The sequence below is a fragment of the Phycisphaeraceae bacterium genome, from assembly GCA_019636675.1.
In the GTDB taxonomy this organism is placed as follows: domain Bacteria; phylum Planctomycetota; class Phycisphaerae; order Phycisphaerales; family UBA1924; genus JAHBXC01.
On record JAHBXC010000003.1, the window covers coordinates 178,499 to 195,583 of the forward strand.

The 17,085-nt window shown below is 70.4% G+C and carries 16 protein-coding genes; 7 read left to right on the top strand and 9 right to left on the bottom strand.

The features are described from left to right. Positions 1-14: 14 nt before the first annotated feature. Positions 15-1,205 (bottom strand): hypothetical protein, encoded by a 1,191-nt coding sequence (locus KF684_11060; protein ID MBX3353459.1) that lies wholly within the window; start codon positions 1,203-1,205, stop codon positions 15-17. 320 nt (positions 1,206-1,525) lie between these two features. On the opposite strand from KF684_11060, the gene KF684_11065 reads away from it, so the two are divergent. Then, positions 1,526-3,205 carry an oligosaccharide flippase family protein gene (locus KF684_11065; protein MBX3353460.1) on the top strand — a complete coding sequence of 560 codons (1,680 nt, stop codon included), beginning with the start codon at positions 1,526-1,528 and terminating at the stop codon, positions 3,203-3,205. On the opposite strand, the gene KF684_11070 is transcribed toward KF684_11065, so the two are convergent. The 5 genes from KF684_11070 to KF684_11090 form a co-directional block, all read right to left on the bottom strand. Further along, positions 3,143-4,180 carry a hypothetical protein gene (locus KF684_11070; GenBank protein ID MBX3353461.1) on the bottom strand — a complete coding sequence of 346 codons (1,038 nt, stop codon included), beginning with the start codon at positions 4,178-4,180 and terminating at the stop codon, positions 3,143-3,145. The two genes, KF684_11065 and KF684_11070, sit on opposite strands and share 63 nt — an antisense overlap. Continuing rightward, the gene (locus tag KF684_11075; protein ID MBX3353462.1) at positions 4,181-5,107 is read right to left on the bottom strand and encodes a helix-turn-helix domain-containing protein; all 927 of its coding nucleotides are present in this window, start codon (positions 5,105-5,107) and stop codon (positions 4,181-4,183) included. A gap of 408 nt (positions 5,108-5,515) precedes the next feature. Continuing rightward, entirely contained in the window at positions 5,516-6,961 is a 1,446-nt protein-coding gene (locus KF684_11080) for a hypothetical protein (protein MBX3353463.1), read from the bottom strand. Positions 6,962-7,103: 142 nt separating this feature from the next. Further along, positions 7,104-8,597 carry a hypothetical protein gene (locus KF684_11085; protein ID MBX3353464.1) on the bottom strand — a complete coding sequence of 498 codons (1,494 nt, stop codon included), beginning with the start codon at positions 8,595-8,597 and terminating at the stop codon, positions 7,104-7,106. Between the two features lie 196 nt (positions 8,598-8,793). Continuing rightward, entirely contained in the window at positions 8,794-9,651 is an 858-nt protein-coding gene (locus KF684_11090) for a helix-turn-helix domain-containing protein (GenBank protein MBX3353465.1), read from the bottom strand. 275 nt (positions 9,652-9,926) lie between these two features. Here KF684_11090 and KF684_11095 point away from each other — a divergent pair, with 275 nt between their 5' ends. From KF684_11095 to KF684_11110, 4 genes are all read left to right on the top strand, one after another. Then, positions 9,927-10,340 carry a hypothetical protein gene (locus tag KF684_11095; GenBank protein ID MBX3353466.1) on the top strand — a complete coding sequence of 138 codons (414 nt, stop codon included), beginning with the start codon at positions 9,927-9,929 and terminating at the stop codon, positions 10,338-10,340. Then, positions 10,337-11,716 carry an ATP-binding cassette domain-containing protein gene (locus KF684_11100; protein ID MBX3353467.1) on the top strand — a complete coding sequence of 460 codons (1,380 nt, stop codon included), beginning with the start codon at positions 10,337-10,339 and terminating at the stop codon, positions 11,714-11,716. Before KF684_11095 ends, KF684_11100 begins: the two co-directional genes overlap by 4 nt. 63 nt (positions 11,717-11,779) lie before the next feature. Continuing rightward, complete coding sequence (locus KF684_11105; GenBank protein MBX3353468.1) at positions 11,780-12,586, top strand: hypothetical protein; 807 nt, start codon at positions 11,780-11,782, stop codon at positions 12,584-12,586. Further along, entirely contained in the window at positions 12,579-14,147 is a 1,569-nt protein-coding gene (locus KF684_11110) for a hypothetical protein (protein MBX3353469.1), read from the top strand. Before KF684_11105 ends, KF684_11110 begins: the two co-directional genes overlap by 8 nt. Before the next feature lie 136 nt (positions 14,148-14,283). On the opposite strand, the gene KF684_11115 is transcribed toward KF684_11110, so the two are convergent. Next, the gene (locus tag KF684_11115; GenBank protein ID MBX3353470.1) at positions 14,284-14,538 is read right to left on the bottom strand and encodes a hypothetical protein; all 255 of its coding nucleotides are present in this window, start codon (positions 14,536-14,538) and stop codon (positions 14,284-14,286) included. Continuing rightward, positions 14,535-15,017 carry a hypothetical protein gene (locus KF684_11120; GenBank protein MBX3353471.1) on the bottom strand — a complete coding sequence of 161 codons (483 nt, stop codon included), beginning with the start codon at positions 15,015-15,017 and terminating at the stop codon, positions 14,535-14,537. The genes KF684_11115 and KF684_11120 overlap by 4 nt, the downstream gene beginning before the upstream one ends. A gap of 255 nt (positions 15,018-15,272) precedes the next feature. Between KF684_11120 and KF684_11125 the strand changes: the two genes are divergently transcribed. Next, positions 15,273-15,539, top strand: a complete 267-nt coding sequence (locus KF684_11125) for a hypothetical protein (protein MBX3353472.1) — start codon at positions 15,273-15,275, stop codon at positions 15,537-15,539. 66 nt (positions 15,540-15,605) lie between these two features. Next, complete coding sequence (locus KF684_11130; GenBank protein ID MBX3353473.1) at positions 15,606-16,109, top strand: hypothetical protein; 504 nt, start codon at positions 15,606-15,608, stop codon at positions 16,107-16,109. Between the two features lie 372 nt (positions 16,110-16,481). Here KF684_11130 and KF684_11135 read toward each other — a convergent pair whose 3' ends face one another. Then, positions 16,482-17,066: a SocA family protein gene (locus tag KF684_11135; GenBank protein ID MBX3353474.1), complete on the bottom strand. Its 585-nt coding sequence runs from the start codon at positions 17,064-17,066 to the stop codon at positions 16,482-16,484. Positions 17,067-17,085 lie beyond the last annotated feature (19 nt).

Below are 17,085 nucleotides of genomic sequence, written 5' to 3' on the forward strand. Positions count from 1 at the left end.
GAGATCGAGCGCGGTCAGCCGCCTCGACGGACCTGCGCGCCGGTGCGCACGACGCCTGCGCCCTGCAGGATCGTCTGGAGGACGCCGACCCGGTAGCCCATGGACTCGGCGCGAGCGCGGAAGTCGCGGTACTCGCGCGCCGACCACCCGCCGCCGACCATGAGGGCGACGACCTCGGAGCCGGGGTTGACCGCCTGATAGACATCGAGGGGGGGCAGGGTGTCGATGGTGAAGCGGCCGCCGGTCTGGGCCGATCGGCTGGAGCAGGCGACGATGGTGGGCGCTTCGGCGACCATGGGGCCGGCGGGCAGGAGTCGCTCGGTGGAGATGGTGATGCCTCGGAGGTCGCTGCGGCTGTTGAGGTAGGTCAGCAGGTCGAGGGTGATGCCCCGGTCGCGCGGGCCGGCCTCGCGATGGGGGGGCAGGTTGACGTTGGGGGGCATATCGCGTGTGTTGAGGAGCGAGCTGGCGGCGTCGAGGCCCACGGCGTGGAAGCCGAGGTCCTTGATCTGCTTGATGGTGTCGCCCACGAATGCGAAGTCCTCGCGGGTGAGGAAGCGGTGGTCGGGGTTGGCGGCGGTGCCGAAGTTGGGCGCGTAGACGCCGCCGAGCCAGAAGCCGAAGGTGACGCCCCGATCGTTCCACTTGCGGACGAAGGCGGGCCAGGAGGCGCGCATGGCGGGGGTCTGTGTCTCCGGGGTGAACCAGGACATGACGCGCGCGGAGAGGTGGGTGGGGTCGTCGCTCTGGACGTGGGCGCCGCTCCAGAACCAGAACCAGATGTCCTTGAAGCCGGCGTCGGCGAGGTCCTGGATGTAGGGGTCGAGGACGTCCCAGCCGCGGTTGGGGAAGTCGCCCATGCGGGTGTTCCAGCCGCGCGGGTTGTTGCGTCGCTCGGCCTCGGTGGTGGGCGGGTAGGCGATGAAGACAGCGGCGAAGGCGTCGGTTCTGGCGTCGTATTTGGCGGGGAAGGTGATGAGGTCGCGTCGGCGTGTTGGGCCGTGCTGGACGAGGTAGGGCGCTTCGCGCGCCGAGGGCAGGTTGATGATCTCGTCGGGGTCGTGGCTGGAGGACGAGCCCATGCGGTCGTTGATGCGTGCGGCGCGTGCGATGTCTTCGTCGCAGTCGCCCAGCGGGCACGCGCAGGCCGACGCGAGGAGGCATGCCCCTGCGAGGAACGAGGTGACGAATGAGTAACGCGGCATGCGGGTGCTCCTGAGTTCGAGTAGCCACGCGAGCGTCGAAGCGATGGCGCGGCGAGCGGGTTGCCAGAGAGAGTGTCGTCGCATCGTCATCGTGGGTTTGCTCGGGAGGGGGACAGCGTCGAGAGCGGGCGCAGCTGGCGCGAGTCGGGGCCCTCGGGGGGGCGAGCGGGGTGTGCCGGGCGTGCCGGGGGGCGGGTTGGTTTCTTCGGGTCGGTTGCTTGACAGCGTGGTGCGGCTAGTCTTGGCCGGTCTGGACGCGTCTTGGGGCTCGTGAGTCGCGGGGTCATCCAGCGGCAGGCGGTGTGTGCGAGGATCGGTGCATGGCGAGCGAGCTGAAGCGTGGGGCGGTCCGGATACTGACGAACTACACGCGCCTGCTGTTCACGGTTTTTCTTGGACTGGCCCTGGTTCCTGTGCTGCTGCGCGGCGTGGGGACGGACCTGTACGGGCTCTGGGTGGTGATCGCGTCGGCTGTGGGCATCGGCGAGATGTTCCGGGACATCGTGCGCTTGTGCATGAATCGGGAGCTGGGCGCGGCGCTGCACTCGAAGGACGAGGGCGAGTTCGCGAGGGTCTACAACTCGGCGATCTTCCTGAGCGTGGGCGCGGCGGGGCTGGCGCTGGCGACCTTCGCGGCGCTGGCGGTGTGCGCGCCGCTGCTGTCGATCCCCGACGAGCTGCTGTGGACGGCGCGGGTGTTCATCGCGTGCAAGGCGGCGTCGTCGATCGTGTGGATCGCGCTGACGCCGCAGCTCAACATGAACCTCGTGACGGAGCGGATGGGCTGGCACAACCTGTGGCTGGTGCTGGACCGCGCGTCGCAGCTGACGGCGGCGGTGGTGATCTTCTTCGTGTTCGGGCTGGCGTCGGGCGGGGCTGACGCCGACCCGGCGGAGGCGTCGCGCGCGTTCGTGTGGTTCGGCGTGGTGGCGGCGTGCATCTCGATCACGATCGCGCTGGCGGCGCTGTTCACGATCGTGCGTCTGCAGCGCGGTCTGCGCCCCCGGCCCTGGCTGGCGACGCGTCAGAGCGTGCGCTCGCTGCTGCGCACCAGCTCGTGGAACGCGGTGACGGTGACGGCGATGAACCTGCACACGCGCGTGGACCACCTGATCATGAACGTCGCGTTCGGGCTGGTGGGCAACGCGGTGTTCGGGGTGGCGTCGCAGCTGGGCGCGTATGTGCGGATGCTGACCGTCGGCATGACCGAGGGCCTGGACGCGGTGACGGCGCGGTTCAGCACGACGAAGTCGGGCGAGGCGCTGCGCGAGCTGTTGAAGCACTCGACGCGGATGCACGCGGCGGTCGCCGTGCCGGCGGCGGCGCTGGTGATCGTGCTCGCGGAGCCGGCGCTGCGCCTGTGGGTCGGCCGCTACATGGCGAGCCCGGACGAGACGATCCCTGCGGCGGTCGTGCTGACGCGCCTGCTGATCATCGGGTACAGCATCCGCGCCGTGTCGGAGTGCTGGACGCGCGTGGCGTACGGCGCCGGGCACGTAGCGCGGTATGCGAAGTGGGTCCTCGCCGGGGGCGTCGCGAACCCGGTCCTGGCGGTGCTGTTCCTCGCGACGCTGCCGGGGGGCGACGACCTGCAGGGCGCGCGGTTCATGTCGCCCGCGCTGGCGTTCGTCGTGTCGATGGTCGTGTTCCACTTCGGCGTCCTGCCGGTGGTGTGCGCGAGGGCGCTGGGCGTGCCTCTGAGCGCGCTGCTGCGCCCGATCCTTCGCCCGGTGGTGGTCGCGGGCTTTGCGCTGCCTTCGCTGCTGGCGTTCCACGCGCTGGTGGACGAATGGACGGTGTTCTGGCTGGCGTCGGCGGCGGCGAGCTACGGCGCGCTCGTGGCGGCGCTGACCTGGTTCGTGGTGCTCGACTCGAAGGAGCGCGGGATGTTCGTGGGGGCGGGGCGTCGTCGCCTGCCCGGGAGCGGGCGTCGTCGCTCAGGGAGCGCGCACGTGGCCGGGGACGAGGACGAGGTCGTAGACGATCGGACGATGATCTGAGTTGAACGCCGGGCCGACGCGCACGCGCGTGCAGACGAACTCGCGGGTGGTGAACACGCGGTCGATGGGGAGCGAGACGACGGGCGAGAGCTCGGCGGGCCATGTGCCTGCGCCGAAGGGGCGCGCCCACCCGCGCATGCCGGACTCTCGGCGCAGCGTCCTGTGGACCCGGCCCATGGGCGTGGAGTTGATGTCGCCGGCCAGGATGGTGGGGACGCTGTCGCGCTCGTAGACGGCGCGGGCGCGGGTCGCGATGGTGCGCGTGTCGCGCAGCGCGATGTCGAAGTCGCGCTGGGTTCGTGGGGATCGGAGGTGGAGCCCGGTGATGCGGATCTCGCGCCCGTCGCGCAGGGTCGTGCGCGAGGCGCGCTGGACGGCGTGCGTGAGCAGGTGGGGGCGCACCGCGTCGTCGCCCTCGATGCGCAGAGGGTCGGGGGCCAGGGGCGTGCGGCTGTAGATATGGAACGAGAGCTCTCGCCCGGGGTCCGCCTGCACGCGATAGGGATGGAGCGAGAGCGCCCTGTCCCAGTCGCCCGTGGTGTATCGCATGGGCTCGACGAGCACGAGGAAGTCGGCGTCCTGCTCGACGAACCACCGGAGAAAGTCGTTGTCGTGGAGCGATTTGACATGCAGCCCGTTGTAGACCACGACGCGCACCGGCGTGCCGGCCGGATCGCGCCATGGCAGGGGCGTGTCGCGGCAGGACCAGAGCACCATGCCCCACAGCGCCAGCGTGGGCAGCGCGAAGCCCGGCGCGCGCCGGCGCGGGCCGAAGACGACCAGCGCGATCACGATGAGCGAGAGCAGCGCCGCGGCGTGGGGCAGCGCGTGCGAGACGATGTCGAGCGTGCGCGGGCGCTGGGTCCACACAGCGAGCGCCACGAGCGACCACAGCGCCAGGCGCGTCGCCCAGCGCTCGGCGCGACGGGCGAGCGAGGCGCGTGCGCGCGACGGGTTACGCTCGCGCCGGGTCACTCAGGAACGCTTGCCCAGGAAGAACCCGGCGAGGGTGGCGATGATCGTGACGCCGGCGAGGGCTGCCACGACGATCATCATGCTGCCGGCGATCGTGTCGACCATCTGGGCGGCGCCGACCATGCCGAGCACAGCGACGGTGAGCGCCATCGCGAGCGCGAGCGTCGCGCCGAGGGTGAGCCCGCCCACGAGGCCCGAGCCGGCGCCGTCGTAGGGCTCGGCGGCGATCATCGCGCCGCCTGCCGGCGCGCCGATGCCCCCTGCGCCGACGGAGAGGGGTTCGTCGGACGACGCGCCGGTGGCTTCGAAGAGGCCCGAGGCGCCGATGGTCTCGGCGGAGGCGTTGTCCTCGCCGGCGTAGATGTCGTCGAGGAGGTTGGCGCCCAGCGAGGTGTCGTCCTTCTCGCGCGTGAGGTCCATGAGGCCCGAGCCCGAGCCGACGGTCTCCATCGAGGCGGAGTCGTCGAGGAGGGCGCCGAAGCCGCCCTGGTCGTTGACCTGCGTGACGGCGGAGGGGTCGGCCTGCTCGAGGTCGTCGACATCGAAGACGGAGATGCCCGAGCGCCCGGCGGCGGAGTCGGCGGCGTTGGAGCGCCCGCCCACCGAGGGCGAGGGAGCGGGGTCTTCGCCCAGGTCGAGGTCGAGGGCCGAGCCACCGGCGGAATCGCCCAGGGAGAGCGAGCCCATGCCGGAGTCGGCGAGGTCGAGGCCCATGCCCGAGTCGGAGGAGTCGAGGGGGATGCCGCTGAGGTCGGCGCCGAGGTCGTCGTCGGGGGCGAGGAGGTCGACCTGCTCGACCTTGAACATGAGCCTGTCGCCGTCGCGGAACTCCTGGAGCTGGCCGCTGGAGGACATCTTGCGGACTTCATCCGGGGACTTGTGGAGGCGCTGGGCGGCTTCCTCGAGGGTGTAGAACATCTTGGCCATAGGGGTGGGTCTCCGGTGGTCGAGCGGACAGGACGGCGCAGGGGCGCTGGGTGAGAAAGATAGTACGGCCGGGGGCGGGATGTGTTCTGGGTCGGGGGAGGTCGAACGGGGGGTGGCGTGGTACGGCGCGGCCGTGCCACGGGGTGAGAGATTCACCGCTGAGGGCGCAGAGGGCGCGGATCAGAGCCCCGGGCGGGAGAACGGGGCTCGAACCATGGGTGGTTCGTTGATCGCGCCTCGCGCTGATGTGAGCGGGAGAAGTTCACCGCGGAGGACGCGGAGGGCGCGGAGGGGGGAGAGCGGAGAGAAGATAGAGAGTGAGGAGTGAAGCCGGGAGAACGGGTAGCCCTCATCCGTCTCGCTGCGCGAGACACCTCCTCCCTGTGGGAGAAGGGGGGAACGCGCGGTTCAGTTCGGGGCAAGGCAGGGGGAACCGAAGAGGACCAGGACGATGTTCAGGTCGGTCATATCGACCTCGCCGTCGCGGTTGAGGTCGCCGGGCAGGTCGGGCCCGGATTGTCCGAAGTTCGAGAGGATGATGCTGAGGTCGGCGAAGTCCACGACGCCGTCGTTGTTGGCGTCGGCGCGCAGGTCGCGGAAACACTCGGGGCTGCGGGGCGCGATGAAGACCGTGCCGCGTGTTCCGCCTGGGGCGGAGAAGAATGCGTTGTCGCCGGAAGCGGCGACGGCGGAGCCGGCGTAGCGGTCGGCGGGGGGGATAACGATGCGCGCCGCGACCCAGGCGTCGTCGGTGCGCTCGTAGATATGGGCTGCGCCCGGCTCGAGCACGGGATCGCCGGCGAGCGGCTCACCGATGACGAGGAAGTCGTTTCCGATGTCGACGGACCACCCGAACTGCGTGGGGTTGGGCGGGTCGCCGATGGGGGTCGGGTTGAGGATGGTGTGGGTGAGGGCCCAGGCGTCGGCGTCGCGCTCGTAGATGTATGCCGCGCCGATGGGGAGGCCGTCGACAAGCCGGTAGGGTGATCCGACGAGGACGACGCCGTTGCGGATGGCGACGGAGTTGCCGAAGAGGGAAGGGTTGCCTGGCGCGGGGTTGTCGATGGTCTGCGCGTGGACGAAGGTATCCCCGCTGCGGACGAAGATATGCACGCGCCCGTCGGGCTCCGGCAGGTACGGGGTTGAATCGTCGGGCGTGCGCCGACGCCCCGGCTCGCCGATGACAAGCGTGTCGCCCTCGCGCGCGATGGAGTGACCGAAGCGCCCGTACTCGCGTCCCTCCACCGGCAGGATCGTGTGGGTGGTGACCCACGCCCCGGTGGTGGGATGTGGCCCGAGGATCGTCACGGCGCCGCGCTGGGCGTTGCCTGCACGGGGCGAGGAGAGCAGGAGGCGCTCGGCGTCGAACACCGATTCCGCGCCGCCCAGAATGCCGGCGATCTGCTGGGGCGGGGGCGAGGCGACCCAGTCGTCCCCGACGCGGACATACTGCGAGACGACGCTGTTAAAGCTCGGGGCCGCGAAACTGCCCTGGGTCACGAAGGCGATGCGACCGGGCTCGATCGCGATCCGCCTGGGCTGCTCGAGCGAGCGCCGGGACGCGATCACCTGCGGCAGGAGGTCGAAGGAGCGTTCTCGCAGCCACCCGCGCGGCGTGCGCGTGAAGATGTTGATGGCGGGGACCTCTTCGACACGGTTCCCGATGTCATACGTGAACTGATGGGAGGCGACGAGGGTGTCGCCGAGCGCGGAGACGCCGAGCCCGTTGCGGGTCGAGCTTCCCGGACCACGCACGCCGTAGATTTGGGACCATTGGTCTTCGGCGCGCGCGTCCCCGGCGAAGGTCGCGAGAAACGCGGCGAGGGTGATCACGGATGCGGTGATGCGTTGCATGGAGCGCCTCTTTTACGGAAACCACCGACGGCCGATATCCGCCTTCACACAGGAGTTGATCGGTCGTCGTTGCTCGATACGGGGCGGAGGGTACGGTCGTTGCCTTGCGTGGTGTTTTTGTTGCTGCTCACGAACGCCGCTGCTAATTCGGGGGCAGGCAGGGCGAGGCGAAGGTGAAGAGGACGAAGTTGATGTCGAAGAAATCGACGACGCCGTCGTTGTTGAGGTCGCCGGGGAGGTCGTCGCCGGACTGTCCGAAGGAGGAGAGGACGAGACTGAGGTCGGCGAAGTCGGTCATGCCGTCGTTGTTGGCGTCGCCTCGGAGGTCGCGGAAGCAGAGTGCGTCGCGCGTGGCGAGGATGGCTCGGTCGCGTTGATTGCCGGAGGCGACGAACTGGAAGGAGTTGTCGATCTGGCGCGCGGCGAGGGACCCGGCGTTGACGAAGCGGACGGTCGCGTCGCGGCTCCACTGCGTGTCGGACCACTGACTGCTGTAGATGTTCATGATCCCGCCGCCGATGGCGCGATCGCCCGCGCCGACGATGAGCGTGCGCTGGATGAAGTTGGAGGGGATGGCGATGCTTCTGCCGAAGTGGAGTCCGGTGAAGTCGGCGGGCGGCGTGAGATGGGACTGGAAAAGGAAGTCGTCGTCGAGTTCGAAGCCCCTGTCGAAGACGAGCACGACGTCGCGGAGACCGCCTTCGGGGCGTTCGCTGCGCGGCGCTCCGACCGCGAGCGTCAGGCCCTCGAGCGAGGTCGCGAGCGAGGTTCCGAGGCGCTTGAGGTTCCCGATCTCGGGCGGCCCGTCCTGCGGCGAGATGATCTGCGTGAGTTTCCATTCGGGGATGGTCAGCGGGTTGTCGTAGACCACGACGCGCCCGCTCCGGTTGGCGAAGCCGGGCCAGCCGACGATGACGGACCGGTCCGTGAGGGCGACGGCGTAGCCGAAGTATCCGTCCTGCGCCAGCGTTGGCGCGGTGAGCGTGGTGCGCAGGACGAACCGCTGCTGGACGGAGTTGAAGGAATAGACGAAGACCGCGCCGGCGTTGGGCACGCCGAACACCGTGGCGAAGGGCGCGCTGACCACGAGGTAGTCGAAGCTGCGCGCGATCGAGGCGCCGAAGCCCGAGCCGTCCTGGCCGAGTGGATCTTCGAGAGTTTGCTCGTGTGAGAGGGCGCCGTCGGGGAGTCGTCTGAAGACTTCGACGCGCGCGGGCCCCGTCGGGCGCGTGGGGGTATTCCCGGCGTAGAAGGTGGGGTGCTCCGTGGGGTCGGTGTAGCCGGCGTTGGCGACGAAGACGCGCTGGGCGTCGGCGAGCATCGGGTACCCGAAGCCGATCGACGGTTGCGGGGCGGGGTCTTCGATGAACGAAAGAAGCCGCAGCCCCGAGGGCGTGATGCCGAACGCGGCGATGCGTCCGACCGGGGGCGACACGCCCGGGACGCCGGGCCGCATGCCCGTGGAGTAGAGAAACTCGCCCGACAACGCGACGGCGCGCCCCTGGTAGGCGATGTCAGCGGCGTTCGCCTGGACGAGGCGCGTGTCGGTCCACGGGTCGTCGGGCCAGGCGCCCTGCGCGTGCGCGGGGGCGGCGATGAGTGCGAGCGGGACGAGCGCGGCGATGTGTCGGATCATGGATGTGCCCCTGACGGGTGTGCCCTGCGGATGGCGCCGGTGCGCCGTTGCCGAAACACTGTATCACAGTTGTCAAGGAAAATCGGAAGATTTTTCAACGCGGAGGAGGCGGAGGGGGAAGGGGGTGGGTCGCAACCGTCTTGCCCGCCACGCTTTCCCGCCTCTGCGCACTCTGCGTCCTCTGCGGTGAGCCGCTTCAGCGCGGACGCACGGGTCGTATCACGCTGACGGCGACATAGAGGCCCGCGACGCGTTCGCGTGGGAGCGTGCGCGCCGGGTAGGCGGGGTTGAGGGGCTGGAGGCGGATGTGCTCTTCGCCCTCGAGCGTTTCGAAATAGACGCGCTTGAAGGTTGTTTCGGCGTCGGGTTCGAGACGCACGAAGCAGTCGTCGGCGTCGACGGCGGTGCGCTCGGGGGAGAAGACGACGATGTCGCCCTCGCGGTAGTCGGGCAGCATCGAGTCGCCCACGACGCGCGCCGCGAAGGCGTCGGGGTCCATCACCTCGGGGACCGCGACATACTCATCGGCGACGCGCGCCGGGTAGCCAAGATCGGTGAATTCCGTGGGATATCCGGCGGCGACCTTGTTGATGAGGGGCACCTGCACGCGCAGCGGGACGGGCGACGCGTTGCGCATCGAGGCATCGGCGTCGGCCGGCGCGAGCGCGTCGACGAGCGACGCGAGCTGGCCGGACTTGTAGAGGTCGTCGAGCGAGGCCGTCTTGAGCTTCGTCGCGAGCGCCTGCGCGCGATCGCGGTGCGCGCGCAGCGCGTCGACCTCGGTGCGAAGCGCGTCGGGCAGCGAGAGCAGGGCGGCGTGGCGCGCCAGCGAGTCGGGCGCGAGGCGCAGGGCGCGCTCGAGCGACGCGAGGATCTCGCGCGAGGGCGGCGAATCGCGGTAGCCCGTCTCGATCTGCGAGAGGTACGACTTGGTGCACCCCACCCCGGACGCCAGCTGGCTGAGCGAGAGCCCCAGTGACCGGCGTCGTGCGCGGATCGCGTCGCCCAGGACGCGCAGCGCCCGCTGGTGTGCGCTGTCTTGTGGAGATACCATACAGAACCCTTGCAAAGCGGCGACGGATGCGGTAAACCATAGGCATCATGGTTTACTCAATAGTACACGATGTCCGGGGTGGTGCAAGGGGCGCCGGGGCTTTCGAGGCGTCCGGGGCGCTGGGGAAGGCGAGGCGCACGGCGCCCGCCGCGTCGCCGCAGAGCCCGACACCCCCGACACCCCCGGCCCCCCGGGAGCCCCGGGGGCCCCGGGGGCCGGCTCTCTCCCCAGCCCCTTCTGCACCCCCTGCGCCCACCGGCGGCCCGGTCCGGGAGGTGAAGCGTCGGGCGATGGAGCGGGTGGACCTGCGTCGGCGCGAGACGCGCGAGATGGCGGAGGTGATCGTGGATCGGTCCGAGTGGCTGCTGCCGCCGGACCGGGACCTGGTGCGCGCGGTGTTCGCGCGAGGGCTGACGACGCTCGAGGCGTCGTCGCTGACGGGTCTGGCGCTGCGTCGGACGCGTCGTCGGGTGCGTCTGCTCGCGCGCCGGGTGCTGTCGGCGGAGTTTGCGTTCGTGGTGTCGAGGCGCGAGGCCTGGCCGCCGCTGCGCCGGCGCGTCGCGACGGCGTGCGTGCTCGAGGGTCGGACGCTGCGTGAGGCGGCGGCGCACCTGCGCGTGTCGCTGCACACGGTGCGGACGCAGATGGATGTGCTGCGCGCGATGATGGACGAGGGGTGCTCGCGATGATCACGGTGCGAGCGCCACGGTTCGCGCCCGGCGCGCCGACGCGTCGTTCGTGCGAAGCGGCGAGCCGCTTCGGGCTGCTGCTCGACGAGCACGCCGGGGGATCGTTCGTCGGCGACGGCGTGCGCCTCGCGTGCGCGCCGGGGACGGTGACGCTGCTGACGGGCCCGAGCGGGGCAGGCAAGAGCACGCTGCTTCGCTGCGCGGCGGACGCGCTGCGCGAGGGCGGCGTGCGCGTGCTGCGTCTTGACGAGGTCCGCCTGCGCGAGGCCCCGGCGGTCGACCTCTTCCGCGGCACGGTCGACGACGCGGTCCGGGCGCTGGCGCGCGTCGGGCTTGGGCAGGCGTCGTGCTTCCTGCGCCGCCCTCACGAGTTGAGCGACGGGCAGCGCTGGCGTCTGCGCCTGGCGCTCGCGATCGACGCGCTGGAGCGCGGCGCGCCCGGGGATCGCGCGCTCGTCGTCGACGAGTGCTGCGCGACGCTGGACCCGGTGTCGGCGCTGGGCGCGTGCGGCGCGCTGCGAGGGGCGGCGGCGAGGACTGCGGGCCTGCGCGTGTTGGCGGCGTCGTCGAACCCGGCGCTGCGCGCGTGGTTGCGGCCGCAGGAAACCGTGTTGCTGGGGCCGGGCGGCGCTGCGCGCGTCGAGCGCGACGCCGGTTCGGTCGACGACGGCGCGCCCGTGACGATCGAGCGCGGGACGATGCGCGACTACGCGGCGCTCGGCTCGGCGCACTATCGGGCCGGTCGGCCCTCGCGCCCGACGCTGGTGCTGACGGCGCGCCTGCGCGACGGGCTGGCGCCGGGGCACGGCGGCGCGCCGGTGGGGGCGCTGGTGGTGACGAGCCCTCCCCTGAACTCGACGCTGCGCGAGATCGCGTGGCCCGGGGAGTATCGCACGGGCGACCGGCGCGCCGACGCGGCGCGCCTGAACGCCCAGGTGCGCACGATCGCGCGGGTCGTGGTCGACGAGCGGGTGCGCGGGCTTGGGATCGCGACGGCGCTGGTGCGCGCGTGTCTGGACTCGGCCCGGACGCGTCGGACCGAGACGCTGGGCGCGATGGCGGGCGCGCTGGGGTGCTTCGGGCGCGCCGGCATGGCGCGCCACGCGCTGCCGGTGCGCGAGCCGGACGCGCGCCTGCTCGATGCGCTGGCGCACGCCGGGGTGGAGCGGTGGCGTCTGGCGCAGGGGTTGGTGGCGCTGGAGCGTGCCACGACGAACGCGGGGCGCGGGTTCGTGGAGCGCGAGGTGCGCGCGTGGGCGAGGTGGGGTCGTGCGCACCGTCGCTGGGCGGACGCCCCGCTCGAGGAGGTGTTCCTGCGCGCGTGTCGCTTCGCGGGGGCCGAGTCGGTCGGCTTCACGCACGACGCCGGCGCGTGAGCGTGTCTCTGTCTGTGTTCTTCTGCTTCTTCTTCTCCTTTTCCTTCTTTCGACGGACTCTGCATGACCACCACGACGACCACGGGCGCTTCGTCTCAGGACGGGCGCGAGGATCTGCCGCACGCGCTGACATTCTTTCTGACCGCAGCGCAGCGGCGAGCGGTGCTGGCGCGTCTGCGCCGGCACAACGCGCACGACCGCGCCGACGCGCTGCTGCGCGCGCTTCGCCTGGACGATCGGAAGGGGGGGTGCGCGATGAGCGCCGACCTCCCCCGCCCGGCGGGCCTGGCGCTGGTGGAGCACGACGGGCCGGTGTTCATCGGCGCCCCGACCGAACCCCCGCAGCCCCCGGAAACCCCCGAACCCCCGGAAGCCCCGGAAGCCCCGAACGCTGGCGCGCGTGCGCGTCGGCGCGAGCCGGTGGACCTGACGCCCGATTCGCTGGCGGAGTCGCTCTATGCGCGCCGGGGCGAGCTGCGCTCGATCGCGCGCCGGCACGGCGTGTCGCTCGACGAGTTGGCCCGGCGTTCGGCGCTGCCCGAGTTGTCGTCGGGCATCGCGTCGCTTCGTTCGCTGGCCGAGGCGCGCGCGTCGGTGCTGCTGGCTCGCGCCAAGGGCGACGCGGCGCGTCTGCTGCTGTCGATCGCGTCCGGTTCCGATTCCGACGAGACGCGGCGCAAGGCGTGCGTGGACATCCTCAAGGCGCAGGCGACCGAACCGGCGCGCACGCGTGAGGAGGAGGACGACGACGCGATCGCGGACGGGGCGGCGTCGTCGCTGCTCGCGCTGCTGGAGCGTCTGGGCGACCCGGCGCGCGAGATGATCTCGCCCCCGGCGACGCCGAACGAGGGGGAGCGCGACGATGGGTGAGTCGAATCCTTCGCTGACGCGTCGGGACCGGGCGGCGTTGCTGGGGGTGCGCCCTCGCACGCCCAACCAGTTGCACGAGTGGCTGCGATTGACGCTGGGGGTTGAGGCGCCTCGCGTCGCGCTTCTGCCGGGGTCTTCGGCGGCGTTTGACTATCTGTGCCACGCGTTCTTCGAGGAACGCGGGGACTCGCCCGGGGATTGCGTGGTGTGGGCGTGCCGCGGCGGCGGGAAGACTTTTTATGGCGCGCTGGCGACGCTGCTGGACCTGCTGTTCAAGCCGGGGATCGAGGTGCGCATCCTTGGCGGGTCGGCGGAGCAATCGCAGCGGATGCACGAGCACCTGCGCCGGTTCTTCGAGCGCCCGGAGTTGTCGCGTCTGCTGGAGGAACGCGTGACGCAACGGCGTGTGCGGTTGCGCAGCGGGAGCGTGGCGGAGATCCTGGCGCAGAGCGAGACGAGCGTGCGCGGCTGCCGCCCTCAGGTGCTGCGCTGCGACGAGGTGGAGTTGTTCGACCCGGAGGTGTGGCGCGCGGCGCAGCTGGTGGCGCGCAGCAAGCGGTGCGGGCCGGTGGGAGTGCGTGGGAGGGTGGAGGCGTTCTCGACGATGCATCGCGCGCACGGGCTGATGGCGGAGATCACGGGCGATCGCGGGTCGCGGCGCGTGTTCCGGTGGGGCGTGGTGGACGCGCTGGAGCGGTGCGCGCCCGAGCGCGCGTGCGGGGCGTGCGCGCTGCTGCCGGAGTGCGCCGGGCGCGCGAAGGCGGCGCGAGGGCATATCGCGGTGGAGGACGCGCTGGCGATGAAGCGCAGGTCGGACGATGCGTCGTGGCGGAGCGAGATGCTGTGCGAGAGGCCGCGGCGGGACGACCTGGTGTTCCCCGAGTTCGATCGCGCGACGCATGTGTTCGCGCACGAGTGGCCGGTGCGCTCACGCGTCGAGCCGGTGGAGCGCGCGTCGGTGGTGGGGGACGGGCCCCTGGTGGAGGCGGGGATTCTGCCGGCGTCCGGGCGGGGCGACGAGGAGCGGTTCGACGGGTCGCTGCTGTGGGTGTGCGGGATGGACTTCGGGTTTCGCGCGCCGACGGTGGTGCTGTTCGCGGCGGTGGACGCGTCGGGCGTGGTGCGCGTGGTGGAGGAGCGTGTGGCGCGCGAGGCGACGCTCGAGAAGCACATCGGGGCGATGCTGGGGTCGCGCTGGCCGCGGGCGGCGTGGGTGGGCGTCGATCCGGCGGGAAACCAGCGGAGTCTGCAGAGCGGCGTGAGCGAGGTGACGGCGCTGCGGCGCGCCGGGCTGACGGTGCGCGACAGGCGGTTCGCGCTGGAGGCGGGGCTGCGCATGGTGCGCGCGCGCCTCGCGCCGGCGAGCGGCTCGCCGACGCTGTTTATCCACGAGCGGTGCGCGACGCTGATCGAGTCGCTGGAGCGGTACCACTATTGCGCTGATCGGCCGGACTCAGACGCGCCGGTGAAGGACGGGGCGGATCACGCGGTCGATGCGCTGCGGTACCTGGTGCAGAACCTCGACGGGGTGAGGGGGGAGTGGGTGGGGAGGTATGTGTGAGGCAATGGGCAATGGGCAATGGGAGGAGATTTTCCCTCTTGCGAGCGGGAGGGGGTTCGAGCGCGCGACGGGCGCGTCTTCTCTGCCCCATTGCCGATTGCCCATTGCCTATTGCCTAGTGCCTAGTGCCTTCCGCTCACCCGTACATCGGCATCAGCCACTCGATGACCAGGTACATGCCCAGCGCGACGGCGGTGATGCCTCCGAGGACCTGCGCGAACATGACGAGGGTGGCGCGGGGGAGGTCCTTGATGTCGGGGATGCGCACGGCCTTGTAGGTGAACGACACGCCGAGCACGAGGGGGACCGCGAGGAGCAGCCACCACGAGTGCGCCGGGAGCGGGTCGAGGAAGGGCGTCCAGGCGAGGAGCGTCGGCGATGAGTGGGTCACGCTGGGGCTCCGGTGGTGGGTCGTGCGCGCACGATGCGGGCGCGTCCGTCGGGGCGCCAGCCGGCGTCGATCATCGCGATGAGGTTGAGGAGGCCGGCGAGCGCGCAGTAGAGCGCGCCGATCTCGTTGATCTTGCCGAGAGACTTGGTGTAGCGCGGGTTCTCGTCGGGGTGGGGGGATCGGCGCTGGCCGGTGACGGGGTCGACGACCTTGAGGGACTGGTGGGCGCGATCGGTGACGAAGGCGACGGGCCCCACGCCGCTCTGGGCGACGAACCACCAGAAGTCCTCTTTGCGGTCGACGGCGTCGATGCCCCCGATGAGGAGGCCGGCGAGGAAAAGGGAGAGGACGCCGGCGCCGACGCAGACGCCGCGACGGAGGTCGCCCAGGTAGGCGTGGCCGGCGCCGGGGAGGAGGAACGCCAGAATGAGGGCGACGGGCTGGAGTCGGTCGGGCTGGGATCGTGGCTGGTCGGTCACGGGTGGCTCGGGGCGTGGTTCTCGGTTGGGGAGCGTAACCGACGGGGCGGGAGGGGGTTCCGGTGTCGGCGACGTCGTCGGGAATCCGGCGTGGGCGGGGCTCTCGGGCGGGCGCGAAAATCGCGTGATTCCGGGATTGACAGCCACCCGGCCTGCTGTAGTGTAACCGCCCCCGGCCCGACGGGGGTCGACGCTCGGCGCGGGCGCGGATCCCGCCGTCTTTTCACGAGATTCCACCTCACCGGGATTGCTCCGATGATCAGCCTGCTCAACGCCGTTTCGTCCCTCGAGACCGAGCTCATCGAGTCCGAGAATCCGTTCGCGCTCACCCTGTCGTCCGGCTGTGCGGTCCTGGAGCCGCTTTGCGAGGACGAAGAGGTCGAGGAGGACGAGGAATGGCTCGATGATGACGACGACGACGAGTTCGACGACGACGAGGACGAGTTCGAAGAGGACGAGTTCGAGGAGTTCGAGGACGACGACGACGAGGACGAGGACTTCGACGACGACGAAGAACTCTGAGACGCGCGCCTTCGCCCGGTGAGAACCCACGGCTCGTCAAGACCGACGACCCGCGGAGAGCCCACCATGGCGAGCGACAAGCGAACGAACAAGCCCGTGAACAACCAGCAGCCGTCGCGCGCCGCGCGTGACGGCTGCTCTGCTTCCCGGGGTGGGACGTCGCAGGACGCCCCCCCGCCCGAGTGGGCCGGCTTCAGCGTCGTCGACCGGCGCTCCGGCGTCGACCGTCGCGAGATGAACGCGGCACTCGGCCACGACGCCCCGGGCGACACCGGGCTGGAGCGCCGCCGCGGGCCCGGTCGCCGGCGCAGCGATTTCGCCAAGGCCGCCGAAGAAGGCGAGATGACGCGCGAGCAGTTCCTGTTCGTGCAGGCCATCGAGGCCTTCAAGCGCGTGAACGGGCGGACCTTCCCCAGCTGGACCGATGTCCTCGAGGTCATCCGCCTGCTGGGCTACCGCAAGACCATGCCGAGCGAGCTGAACCTGCCCCAGTGCGAGGACTGGCGCGAGAGCGCCGAAGCCCCCGCCGGGTGCGCGTGGTCGAAGCGGGGGTCGTCGGAGGCGGCGTGAGCGGGCGCTCTACTCGATCAAGCCCTGCTCCCGAAGCATTTCCTGCGGCCCCATCGGCATCTGCAGACTCTGCGAAGCCCCACGCAAGACACGATCCAACACCTCCGGGGCCAGCGATTCGCGTCGCTTTGCGTAAGCCAACAGGAACGGGACGGACACGATCCTCGCCTTGTCATATCGCACGGTGCTCTCGTGCTGAATAAAGGGATGATCTCCCGGATGTAGAACGCAGGTGTTTTCGCACCGCGCCCGCCAAGTCGACACGCTGACGAGCACCACCCGGCGCTCATCGTCCTCGTTCGAGAGAACGATGCAGAGGTGAAGTCCAACAGCCGCGAGATCAACGAGGTAGGCATCCCCCAGCATCGCGCCTCACCGATCCGCATCAAAAAAATCATCCATCGCCGATTCCTCGCGAAGGTCGTCTTCGATTTCGTCGGCGATGTCACTCAGCCCCACAGCCTCGAGAATGTCCCTCAGCGGAATCGGCCGAGAAGTTTTGTCATGAGGTGGCTTATTGCGAGCCCATTCCGGACAATTGTCGTGAAGGTAGTCCACGATGTGCCAATCATCACCCAGCTTTCGGCATTGATCGGCCACCTCATGAAGCACCCCGACCTCCGCCTTCGAGAGATGTTCGGAGCGCGGGGCACCCGAAGTTCGCAGCCGCACTTGGTACTCATCACGCACGATCACGCGAGACCACTGCGGAGCGTCGGGATGCTCTCCCTTAATCAGGTTATAGATCTGGCTCGGCACTGGTCCATGCTTGAGGGCGTAGTAGTAGTCGTATGTGATCGGCCTGCCAAACCTCTCAAGCGATGTCCGATCCGCGAGGTATAGGAGTTTCAGCAGCCTGAGGTAGCTCATCCTGTTCCCGCGCTCCAGGCGCAGCAACTCCGCCGACGCTTCAATCGCCTTGGAAAGCTTCAACCTCGTGCGCGGTGCATACACCATGGTTCTATCGGTCTGCCGC